Annotated in this window: 11 protein-coding genes; 7 read left to right on the top strand and 4 right to left on the bottom strand. The window is 69.6% G+C overall.

Going from position 1 to position 10,549, the window contains the following annotated elements; genetic code table 11:
* Positions 1 to 28: 28 nt before the first annotated feature.
* From AB0M97_RS29335 to AB0M97_RS29355, 5 genes are all read left to right on the top strand, one after another.
* Positions 29 to 187, top strand: a complete 159-nt coding sequence (locus AB0M97_RS29335; RefSeq protein WP_365964008.1) for an ATP-binding protein — start codon at positions 29 to 31, stop codon at positions 185 to 187.
* Between the two features lie 509 nt (positions 188 to 696).
* Positions 697 to 1,533: a hypothetical protein gene (locus tag AB0M97_RS29340; protein WP_365964009.1), complete on the top strand. Its 837-nt coding sequence runs from the start codon at positions 697 to 699 to the stop codon at positions 1,531 to 1,533.
* Positions 1,534 to 1,552: 19 nt separating this feature from the next.
* The gene (locus AB0M97_RS29345) at positions 1,553 to 2,296 is read left to right on the top strand and encodes a hypothetical protein (RefSeq protein ID WP_365964010.1); all 744 of its coding nucleotides are present in this window, start codon (positions 1,553 to 1,555) and stop codon (positions 2,294 to 2,296) included.
* Positions 2,297 to 3,263: 967 nt separating this feature from the next.
* Positions 3,264 to 3,521: a hypothetical protein gene (locus tag AB0M97_RS29350; protein WP_365964017.1), complete on the top strand. Its 258-nt coding sequence runs from the start codon at positions 3,264 to 3,266 to the stop codon at positions 3,519 to 3,521.
* Positions 3,518 to 3,727 (top strand): hypothetical protein, encoded by a 210-nt coding sequence (locus AB0M97_RS29355; protein ID WP_365964018.1) that lies wholly within the window; start codon positions 3,518 to 3,520, stop codon positions 3,725 to 3,727. Before AB0M97_RS29350 ends, AB0M97_RS29355 begins: the two co-directional genes overlap by 4 nt.
* Positions 3,728 to 3,777: 50 nt before the next feature.
* On the opposite strand, the gene AB0M97_RS29360 is transcribed toward AB0M97_RS29355, so the two are convergent.
* Complete coding sequence (locus tag AB0M97_RS29360; RefSeq protein ID WP_365964011.1) at positions 3,778 to 4,032, bottom strand: hypothetical protein; 255 nt, start codon at positions 4,030 to 4,032, stop codon at positions 3,778 to 3,780.
* A gap of 1,280 nt (positions 4,033 to 5,312) precedes the next feature.
* On the opposite strand from AB0M97_RS29360, the gene AB0M97_RS29365 reads away from it, so the two are divergent.
* Together AB0M97_RS29365 and AB0M97_RS29370 are read left to right on the top strand one after the other, a co-directional pair.
* Positions 5,313 to 5,681 carry a hypothetical protein gene (locus tag AB0M97_RS29365; RefSeq protein WP_365964012.1) on the top strand — a complete coding sequence of 123 codons (369 nt, stop codon included), beginning with the start codon at positions 5,313 to 5,315 and terminating at the stop codon, positions 5,679 to 5,681.
* A 519-nt stretch (positions 5,682 to 6,200) separates the two neighbouring features.
* Positions 6,201 to 6,389 carry a hypothetical protein gene (locus AB0M97_RS29370; RefSeq protein ID WP_365964013.1) on the top strand — a complete coding sequence of 63 codons (189 nt, stop codon included), beginning with the start codon at positions 6,201 to 6,203 and terminating at the stop codon, positions 6,387 to 6,389.
* Positions 6,390 to 6,540: 151 nt separating this feature from the next.
* Here AB0M97_RS29370 and AB0M97_RS29375 read toward each other — a convergent pair whose 3' ends face one another.
* The 3 genes from AB0M97_RS29375 to AB0M97_RS29385 all read right to left on the bottom strand — a co-directional run.
* A complete protein-coding gene (locus AB0M97_RS29375; protein WP_365964014.1) occupies positions 6,541 to 7,032 on the bottom strand; it encodes a DUF5949 family protein in 492 nt (163 codons plus the stop codon).
* 256 nt (positions 7,033 to 7,288) lie between these two features.
* Positions 7,289 to 8,662, bottom strand: a complete 1,374-nt coding sequence (locus AB0M97_RS29380) for an APC family permease (RefSeq protein WP_365964015.1) — start codon at positions 8,660 to 8,662, stop codon at positions 7,289 to 7,291.
* A gap of 253 nt (positions 8,663 to 8,915) precedes the next feature.
* A partial coding sequence (locus tag AB0M97_RS29385) for a Helicase associated domain protein (RefSeq protein ID WP_365964016.1) occupies positions 8,916 to 10,549 on the bottom strand: 1,634 nt, incomplete at its 5' end.

A 10,549-nucleotide genomic window follows, 5' to 3' on the forward strand; every position in this document is an offset into this window, starting at 1 on the left:
ACCTCAGATCACAGCCGTCGCCGAACTGGTGTGGAACGCCCTGGACGCCAACGCCACCGAAGTCCACGTCGAACTGCACCGCTCCGAGATGAAGGCGGTCACCGACGTCACGGTGACCGACAACGGTCACGGCATGACACCCGAGCGAGCACGTACCGCCTTCCAGGCCTACGGCACCACCTGGTAGCCGCCGTGACCGTACCGGTGAGTCGGCCGATGGCACGTCGCACACCTGCCGACCTGATCGCCGGGGCAGGTCGCGACCGATAGATCGTCTTCCGCTACGGGCGGATGAGTAGCACTCATGATCTATTTCCGTTGTTGCTGCGCGTCCTCGAACGGAGGATAGAACGATCAGGTGATCAACAGTGTCAGCCGCACCCCTTACCGTGGCGCCATGTCCTCGTCGCTACCGCCCTGCGGCCATGATGGAGCTGGAACTGATCGAGCCGAACCTGTTCCTGGACGTCCACCCGGACTCCGTGCCCCGGGTCGTGCGGGCGGTGCTGGCCGCCGCGGGCTGAGCACCACGGGTGGGGCATACGTCCCGTGGTGGTACCGGCCCGGAACTCCGGGACGACTCACGTATCCGGACGAACTCCTGGCGGATATCCGTCACTTGACGCAAAGTCATGATGTACGGTCTTCGCCGACGCCGTCGAGCCGCACGCCGTCGAGCCGCACGCTGGAGTGGGCATGGGAAGCAGTTTCCGCTACTGGGCCGAGCGCATCGTCCTGGGCCTGACCGCCACCGTCGGCATCGCCGTGACCCTCGCCGACCAGGTGGACCTGCTCGACGGCCTGGCGGCCGACACCGTCCCCAAGCTCACGCTGCTGACCCTCAGCACGGTCACGCTGTTCCTGCTGTTCGAGATCGACCGGCTGAAGGCGCTGGACAACATCAACACCCAGCTGTCCAGGCTGGACATCGACGCCCTCGCCCGCGACCTGCGGCACGATCACTACGGCGGTGTGGTGCGTGTGCACCGGCGCTTCCCCGAGGAGGCCTTCGAGGGCTACCTCAACCGCGCCGGGCGCGAGGTGACCATCCTGCAGACGTGGATCCCGAACGTGCACCGGTTCGAGTCCGCGCTGAAACAGGCCATCGTCGACCGCCGGGTCCGGGTGCGGGTCCTGCTGCTGCACCCGTCCTCACCGATCGCCGACCTGCGCAACGAGGCCCTGCGCGGCCTGCGCGACCCGGCCCTTGAGGAGGACGTCCAGGCGGGCGTCGCCCGCTGTCTGTCCACCTTCGCCTCCCTCTTCCAGAGCGTGCGCACCGACGACCGGGCACGCCTGCAGGTGCGCGTCTACCAGGCCCTGCCGTCCATCGCCGTCTACAAGGCCGACGAGCACTACCTGGTCAGCTCCTTCCTGCACGGCCGGCTCGCCATCGACTCCACCCAGCTGGAGATCGAGGGCAGCGGCACCGTGATGGGCCGGGAGATCCAGCAGGAACTGGACACGCTGTGGAGCATCGGCCGCGACGTGGACCTGGACGACTGGCGCAGGTCGGTGGACACCACCCAGTGACCCGGGAAGGGGTACGCACATGACAGACCTGGACGCGTTCGAGGACGCGCTGATCGACCGGTTCCGCAGGCACCCCGTGCTGGCGAACACCGCACGCCTCGCGGACGCCGACTTCGCCGCCCTGCTGCTCCAGCGGCGCTTCGTCTCCCTGGCCTTCACCCCCTCGTACGACCTGGCCATCGACCTGCTGTCCGACGAGGCCGGCCTGCGGATCGCCCGGGCCATCCTGCGCGAGGAGTACCCGGACGGCCGCGGTCACACCCGCTCGCACCGGGAGGACATGAAGGAGGACCTGCTCCAGCTGGGCATCCCCCGCGCCGAACTGGTCGCCTCCCGGCCCACTCGGGCCACCCGGAACGCCATCGACGAGGCCTTCGCGCTGATCTCCGAGGCGGGCGGCCACGACGACGCCGACCTGCGGCTGCTGACCTTCCTGCGATTCTGGGGCGAGGTCCTGGTCTCCGTCGAGTACGAGCACCTGTGGCAGCGCATGGCACCCGTGCTGGCCGCCGGCGGCCGCAACCGCTCCCGCTTCTACTACCCGCACTACGTGCACGACGCCAAGGCCCACCCCCTCACCGCCGTCTCCCTGCTGTCGGCCACCCACTCCGACCGGCTGGCCACCCGCATCAGCGAACTGCTCGCCCGGCACGGCTCCGCCGACGCCTTCCGGGAGACCGAGGAACAGGCCCTGCACCTGAAGACCGCCTTCTACGACCAGTTCCTGCCCGCCCTCGACCGGACCGGCACGCCTCAGCCCTGAGTGCCCGTGACGGCCACCCGCTGCAGCAGGCCCCAGGTGAACTCGGCGACGGCCTCCCGCCGTACGCCCCGGGCGTACCTGCCTGTCTGCGGACGACATCAACGACGCGATACGCCGCCTGCTGAGCGAGCCCGACACCCCTGAACGCCGCGAGGCGTACTGGCGTCTGCTCGACCAGTGGTGCGCGTTGACCCGCAGCGACGTCGAGCCGGCCGCGTAACGGACGGCGCCCCCGCCAGGTCATCGAAGCAGGGGCGCACGTTCATCCATAGCACCAGCAGCCATCTGGACTAGGACACGAGCACGGTAACGACGGGCACTGACACCGCCCGGCACCGGGGTGTCAGCGGCCGGGGTGGGCCCGCTCGAAGCGCTCGGCGATCGCAAGGGGGCATGGGGCTCAGCGCGCCCTACGCGGTGCGGCCACGCCCGGGTCCGTGGCCGGGCCGAGCCTGCCACCACTGGGTCAGCGGACGCGGGTCCCAGTCGGTACGGCCTGTGGTGGTCGCCTTGAACGGCGGGTAGGCACGGCGGTCCCGCCCCGCCCGGGGCTGAGGGTGGCCATGTCGCTCAGAAAAGAGCCCCGCCCCCTGGAGCGGTAGAGGGCGGGGCTCGGTCAAGATGGCCGGGCTACTCGTGCTCACTCCGGAACGAACTCAGGGCAGCCGTCTGCGGCGTCGGGCTCGGCTCCGGGGACGGCATCTCGGCAGGCTGGCAGTCGCCGCGCTCCTGGCGGCCGGGTCGAAGCCGTCGACGGGCCCGCACCGGTACAGGACGCCTCCGTAGGTGAACGTCCATCCGGCGGGAGGACGGCCATCCTCACCGTCGGCGCCGTCCCGCCCGTCGCTGCCGTCCCGGCCCGCAGGCCCTGGCAGGCCTTGAGGGCCGGGCGGACCGGCCACCGTCGAGTCAGCGCCGGGCGGACCGGACGGGCCCGGCACCACCGAGTCGGCACCATCCTTACCCGCTGCGCCGTCCCTGCCCGGCGGGCCCGAGGGACCGGAGGGACCCGTCGACGGAGTATCCGTGGCCGCAGCCGGGCCGGGACTACACCGAGCTGGTCGGCGGCCCGCTGGATGGGCTGCTGCTCGACATCACCGGCTGGATCCAGATCGGCGCCGCCCTGACGACCGAGCTCGGGCAGTTCGGCGCCGGCTGCCGCGCCCTGTACGACCCTCGTCCCGGCGAGCGAAACCGCTGGGACTGGTCCGGTGACTCTCCCTGACGCCCCGGGCCGACTCGCCCTCGGGCGGCCGGAGAGTCACCGTGCACAGCAGCGGCCGGGACGAGATCCTCGGCACCGCCTACAGCGACCACGACCTGGTCGTGGTCCTCGAGGGCGCCGGCGTCGCCGAACCCGAGGCCATCCTGGACGACCCGCAGTGGGTTGAGTGGCGCGGCGGCCCCGCCCACCAGTTCCACGCCGCCTGACGGAGGCGGTGGGGCCGGGCGCAGCATGTGCACCCGGCGCCCGCCGCCGGTCAGCCGATCAGCTTGTGCAGCACGGGAACGCTGCCTCCAGCGGCCACTAGGCCCGCCGCGACGGCCGCGGGCACGGACTTGTCGTGGAGGAACATGAGGCCGCCCATGACGAGGCCGATGATGACGGCCGCCAGGAACACCACGGCGGCGTGCACCGACAGCAGCGGGGTCTCCGACGGCGTCCCTGCGCTGGCCGGGCCGGGCGGTTCGGGTCGGGCGGACATGGGGGAGTGCGGGTGGGGGTCCCGAGACATCGGGAGTCTCCTACGAGGCGGAGGAACAGAGACGGCGGACACCTGTTGTGGTGTCGTCCGCGTGGGGGTGGTGCGCGCCTCGCGGTCGGCGGTCCTGCTGCGGCTCTCTGGAGAGCGTCCCTGTGGGTCTTCGGCCCGGCCCAGGGTGGGCGTGTTCAGCGTAGCGGCGATCGGCGCGGGTGTTGCCCCGGGTGTCTGGCGGGTGGTCATCGGTACTGCCTCCGGCGTGAGTTCGACATGGCGGGCGGGACAGTGACAGGGCGCAGGTGCTTGCGTCTCGTCCTGGCGGGCACGGCTTCTTCACCCCGTAGGGCCGGAGGCCGGGACCCGGACAGCAGCGACCGGGAGAAAAGATTCCGGGGCACGACGAAGGCCCGGACACCTGGTCCGGGCCTTGCGCTGTCGAGGTCCTCTAGTGAGTCGAACGCCAGTAAGGGAGTCGGAGACCTACCGTCTACTGCTGACTCTCGCATCTGTGCCGCAGTCAATTCTCATTCTGATGTCGTTTGAGATGGCCCTATGGCCCATCAGATATGGGAGAGCCACGGGGGATGCTTCAGGCATGACGTGAGAACTGTTCATGCAGGCATCTGCAAATTTCCTGTTCGTTGCAAAGAGAATCACAATACGAAGACGGCTGTGACCTGCTGGTTCACTCTGCAGGTGAGATGGCCCCCACTCGATGGCCGATGAGTCACTCCCGTTTGTCGCGGGCTGAGCCGTGCATCGAGCAGGGCTGCTGGTGTCATGGTGAGTCACCCCCGCTCGCGCGGGCCCTACCTCGAAGACCTCACCGAGCGCATCGGCGCTACCGGATCACTTCCATTCGTGCCGACCTCGCACGCCCTGGCCGAGTTGCAGGGTGATGAGCGGGCCGCTCCTGTTCGGGCGCTCCCGCAAGGGACGGCCGTTCTTGGTGCGTGGCAGCGGGTCACTCCCGTTCCCGCGGGCGTTACAGCGGCTGAAGCAGCAAGTTGAACAGGACCGCGGTGTCACTCCCGCTCGCGCGGGATCTACGACGCCGCACTGTGTTGCTCGTTGGTGCACGAAGCACTCCCGCTCGCGCGGGGCCGAGAGCGATCCAGCGGCGGGTGCGTGCGAGGTCCAGGAGTCACCCCCGCTCGCGCGGGGCCGAGGCTTGCTCACCTGCAGCGTAGGAACCGAGGGCTCCGCAAACTGCCCGACAGCCGGTTCACCACCCGCCTGTCACCAGGAAAGCCACTACTCGGAGCGACCGGCACGGGCGTAACCGAGGTGCCCCCGGCGGCCGTTGGAATTGTGTGACGAATACCAAAGAGCGCACCGAGGATACCTGTCCGCTTGTCTACCAGTGCCGTCTGCCGCTGTCCACGCGCACCGTCAACCACCTCGCTGACCTGCTGCGACGCCGTCTGAAGGCAATCCGGTCCCGATGGCGAATCCCCCCGCCGGGGAAGATCACAGTAATCGTCCTGGCCGTACTGCGCCACGACCAGCGCATGGCCGACATGGCCGGCGGCAACGACGCGTCCGAGTCCACCGTCCGCCGCTGGCGCGACGAGCTGATCGGACTGCTCTCCGCCCAGGCGCCGCACCGGCAAGGCCGACCGGCAAAATTACTCCGCGCGGGGCCCACCGTGGGTGCTGAGACAGCTCTGCCAACGCGCTGAGGCCCACCGGTCGGAACTGCAGGTATCCGTCTCCGGGCTACAGGTCTCGTCGACGGCCTGCCGAGCGGCAGACCCTGCGGAACCGGCGTGCGAGGGAGCCGCCGCTGCCGTGACAGCCACCTCCATGCAGACGGCAGCGACAACACGGATCATCTTGATCGTCTTCAAATGCCGACGGCGACGAACATCGCGACCGGCCACTGTGTACTCACCGGCAGACCCTGGACCCTCTGGCCGCCGGAAAGCAGGGGGGCGGCACGGCCAGTCCCACGCCGCCCCCGGAAAGGAGTACGCGTGCCGACGGCAGGCCAGCGGCGGCATCGTGCCCGTCGACGCGCATGCTCCTGGCGACAACCCGGCGCGGCCTGCGGTCCGTCGGCGACGTCGCGACCGCCCGGATGAGTGATTGCCGTAGAGGCTGAGTTGCTGCCGAGGCTGGAGAATCACTGGAAGTGCGGGGGACCCATTGGGGAAATAACATGTAAGTGGCATAGGCGTTTTTCTCGCGAGGGGTGAATCATGTTCACTCGGCTTGCAGTAGCAGCAGCCTCTGCGCTGGCACTCGGACTTCTGTCAGGGGGAGCAGCGCATGCATCCACCCCCTCAGCTGCCAGCACATCGGTGCAGGCGGTTGGCATCGACGACCTCGTCGGCGATGTGGTGGAAGACCTTCTTGACGGCGTGGAGGGCATCATCGGAGCACTGTGAATCCCGGTACCAGGTACCCGAGGGCTGTGAATCCGTCCGGGGGCGTTTGACAGTCCGCCCTCAGTCAGGTCAGATCGCGCCTCGAGTCACCGTTCTGCGGGGAGGGTTGCTGGGCACTTTTGTGGGTCCGCAGCCGCAGCCCGCGGCTGGGTCAGTGGTCGCGGAGTTTGCGGGTCGGCAGGACGATTTTGGCGGAGTGTTTCAGTGTTTCTTCGTGGTTGGCGAAGGCGGCGAGTGCGTCGGTGTCGGTGAGTTCTCCGCCGGGCCAGGTGCGGGTGGTGATCAGGAGGCAGGCGTATCCGCGTTCGGTGACATCGGTGAGCCATTGGTTTGAGGGGATGATGGGTGTGTTGATTTGTGGCATGGTCAGGACTACGGATCCGTCTACGACGAGGAGGCTGATCGGCATGCTGGGCCGCAGGCTGCCGTCGATGAGGCCGTCGTCGGTGGAGAGTTGGCAGTTGTGGATGAGCTGTTCGACGGCGGTGGCGGAGCCTTCGGGGCCGCTTGTACCGTCTCCGAGGGAGAAGACAAGGATGTAGGGGATGGCGCCTTGCGGTGTTTCGCGGCTCCACGACATGGCGACGAAGCTCCCCACCTCGGCGGAGCGCACGGGATGCGTTTGTGTTGAGTTCGAGGTCACCGCGTGACCGTATCGGCGCAGCGGCGGCAGCCTCCGTGCCCGCTCACTCGACCGGGTGACACCGGACAGGTTCTGTACCCGAACGAAGGACCGCCGGCGCTCAGGCTGGGGCCTTGAGGTGTTCTTGTGCGGGCGCTGCCGCCTTCAGGGAGCCCCTCGGCACGCGGTGCGCCCGCAGACCGGGAAGCCTGCGGGCGCTGTTGCCGCCGCGGGGACAAAGCGTCGCGCTCAGTCCGGTCCCCTCCGGTCGGCCCGCTCAGTTCGGCCCGGTACCGATCTGGTTCTTGCGTCGGTGGCGGCGGGCTGCGAGGAGGGCGGGGATGATACCTACCGCCAGGACGAGGAGTCCGCGTTTCCACACTTCGCCTTCGACGCGGGTTGTGAGGAGGACGCAGGACGCGGCGCCCAGGACAGGAACCACGATGGGAACCCGGAAGTGTGTGCGGTCGGCGGTGTCCTTGCGCAGGACCAGAGTGGCGGTGTTGACCATGAAGAAGACCACGAGGAGGAGGAGTACCAGGGTCGAGGCCAGGGTGGCGACATCGCCGGTGAGGGCCAGGAGCAGTGACAGCGCCGTGGTGAGGGCGATCGCGACCCAGGGGGTGCGGCGCTGCGGCAGCACGGTCGCAAGCTGACGGGGCAGCAGCCCGTCCCGGGCCATGCCGAACGCCAGCCGGGAGGACATGATGCCGGTCAGCAGGGCTCCGTTGGCCACGGCGACCAGGGCGATCGCGCCAAAGAGCCGCTCCGGTACCCCTCCCGCCGCTGTGACGACCTCCAGCAACGGACCGCTGGAGGCGGCGAGGACCGGGGCGGGGACGGCGGCGGTCGCCGCGAGCCCCACGAGCACGTAAATGAGCCCGGCGGTGCCAAGAGCGCCGAACAGCGCCCGGGGATAGGACCGCACCGGATCGCGTGTCTCCTCCGCCACGTTGACGGACGTCTCGAAACCGACGAAGGAGTAGTACGCGAGCACAGCGCCGCTGAGCACGGCGGCAGCCGCGCCCTTGTGCGGGGCACCGAGGTCGGTCAGCGCATCGACGTGTCCGTCACCGCGCAGCACGATCCACGCCCCGAGCACGACCACGATCAGCAGGCCGCCGACCTCGATGACTGTCGCGACCACGTTGGCGCGGGTCGACTCCTTGATGCCGCGTGCGTTGAGCAGGGCGAGCGCCGCAAGGAACACGACGACGACCGCCGCCACGGGCAACGACACGAACGCGCTCAGATAGTCACCGGCGAAGCCGCGGGCCAGCGCGGCGACGGAGACGATGCCGGCTGCCAGCATGCAGTAGCCCGCCAGGAACCCGGCGAACGGTCCGTAAGCCCGTGTCGTGTAGTGGGAGGCCCCACCGGCGCGCGGGTACTTGGTCGCCAGCTCGGCGTAACTCCCTGCGGTCAGCATCGCCAGGCACAGCGCCACGCTCAGCGGCACCCAGACCGCTCCGCCGGATGCGGCAACGATCTGTCCCACGAGCACGTACACGCCGGCGCCCAACACGTCACCGAGGATGAAGAAATAGAGCAGCCGCGTGGACAGAGCGGAATTAAGCGGGCTCTGCTTCGGCGTCCGGTCGCCGGGATGCGGCCCCGGCTGCGCGGATGCCGAGGACTGGGAGGTGTTCATGTGCTCAGGCCGCCTCTCGCCCAACGGCCCCAACCTCATCGAAGCGGCGCACAAGGTGGCGCCCGAGCTGCGCAGTCCGGGCCGGCTGCCGCGATCGCCGAAGGCCGGGCCGTCCCCACGCCCCCGCGCCAGGGACGGCAGACAGGTCAAAGTCGCTGCTCGCTGCGCCGCGCGGCGCAGCGGTAGGTCTTTCCATGCGCAGGTGAGTAGCCCGCCGGACGGGACGCAAACGCAGGCGAGCGGGTGACACGGCCTACCCGATCCTCCCGGCGATCACGCAGGCCCACGGCTGCTGCCGGCCGTAGGTCACCGCTCGTAGAGCGGCGACAGTGTATGGGCCGGCTCCCGGCTCCCCTGCTCCCTGCTCCCTTGAGCCCTCGAGCCGCAAGCTCGGGGGCCTTGACCCAGCTCCCGCCCGGTGGAAGGCGCGCTGCCATTCCACCGGCCAGGCCGGGCACCACGAGGGGTCGATGTCCTCCAGTTGCTCGCGCCGTTCGTCCGGCAGCGCCCCGGCCCACGACTCCACGGGCAGTTCTTCGGCTCGCCGCTGCTCGATCTCGGCGGCCTTGCGGGCGGCGGCCCGCTGGTTCTTCAGCCAGATGCCCACCCGGTAGCCCTGGTGGGTGGCGTCCAGCGGGGCCAGCAGGTGCCCGTTCTCCTTGGCCCACCCACGCGCGGCGGCCAGGCCCTCTTCCCACGCGACGTCGAAGTGCGACCACACCATGCCCAGCTTCTCCAACTGCTCAATGCGCTCCTCGTCCAGACGGCCGCGGGCGTAGAACCGCCTGGCGTCGGCGATCCACTGCCCCAGAGGGAACCCGGCGAGCGAGACCGGCCACCCCTCAGCCTCCACCGCCTGGCCCTCGCCCCCGGGCACGCGGAACGTGAACGGCACGCGCAGGTCCCCGTGCAGTCGGTTGTAGATGACCGCGGCCTCGATGCCGCGCCGCCAGTGGGCGTGTTCGGGGTTGAGGACCCGCAGGTTGATGAACGCGGCCAGCTGCGCCGGATCACGGGGCGTGGAGAACTTCAGCAGGGCCTTGGCGGGGACGCTGACACCCTCGGAGCCGTCACCGCTCCCGCCCGCGCCCTCCTCGCTCTCGTCCCTGCTGACGGGCTTGTAGGCGCTCGCGGTCTGCTGCTCGGCGAGCTGCTCCACCACCCGGGCGTCATGCGCCCTGAGTGCCTCCAGCAGCTTCGCCAGTCCGCCGTACGCCCGGCTGGTGAGCATGGTGTCCGCTGTCTCGCCCGGCCCGAGCAGGACCGGCACCACGAGTGAGGCGACCTTGCCCTCACCGGGCTGCATGCGCAGCGCGCGGCCGACGGCCTGGACGAGGTCGGGCATGGAGCCGCGCACGTCGGCCCAGTAGACGGAGTCGCAGTTCTTGGTGTCGACACCCTCGCCCAGCACCTTCACCGAGCCCAGGAAGCCCTTCTCCACGACCGTGCCGTCCGTGGCGATCCCGGACGCGAACTCCCCGAGGACCCGCCGCCGGTGGCCCGGCTTGTGCTCACCGCACAGCCAGTTGGCCCAGATCGTGCGCGGGTACAGCTCGGGGTCCACGGCGTGCAGCTGCGCGGCGACGTCCGGAAGGCCGGCCGCGAACGCCTCGGCTTCGCGGACCTGGTGGTGGAAGACGAGTGTGCGCCGGAAGCCCTCCTCCGACGACGCCTTGAGCAACGCAGTCTGGAGGGCTGCGAGCCGGGCCCCGCGGACCTCGTCCGAACGCCTCTCCACGCCCAGGAGCTGCGCGGCCTGGAGCTGGGTGTCAGTGATGTCCACACACACCACCTGATAGGGCGCGCAGATACCCCGGTCGATCGCCTCCGACAGCGTCAGCGTGAAGCAGCGGGCGCCGAACGGCCCGTCCGGGTCGTCCTCCATCG

The sequence above is a fragment of the Streptomyces sp. NPDC051207 genome (assembly GCF_040682395.1).
GTDB lineage: Bacteria > Actinomycetota > Actinomycetes > Streptomycetales > Streptomycetaceae > Streptomyces.

Bases quoted from the DNA above. Each gene is read 5' to 3' on its own strand.
- AB0M97_RS29340 (WP_365964009.1), top strand. From the start codon at position 697: ATGGGAAGCAGTTTCCGCTACTGGGCCGAGCGCATCGTCCTGGGCCTG.
- AB0M97_RS29345 (WP_365964010.1), top strand. From the start codon at position 1,553: ATGACAGACCTGGACGCGTTCGAGGACGCGCTGATCGACCGGTTCCGC.
- AB0M97_RS29360 (WP_365964011.1), bottom strand. From the start codon at position 4,032: ATGTCTCGGGACCCCCACCCGCACTCCCCCATGTCCGCCCGACCCGAA.
- AB0M97_RS29370 (WP_365964013.1), top strand. From the start codon at position 6,201: ATGTTCACTCGGCTTGCAGTAGCAGCAGCCTCTGCGCTGGCACTCGGA.
- AB0M97_RS29380 (WP_365964015.1), bottom strand. From the start codon at position 8,662: ATGAACACCTCCCAGTCCTCGGCATCCGCGCAGCCGGGGCCGCATCCC.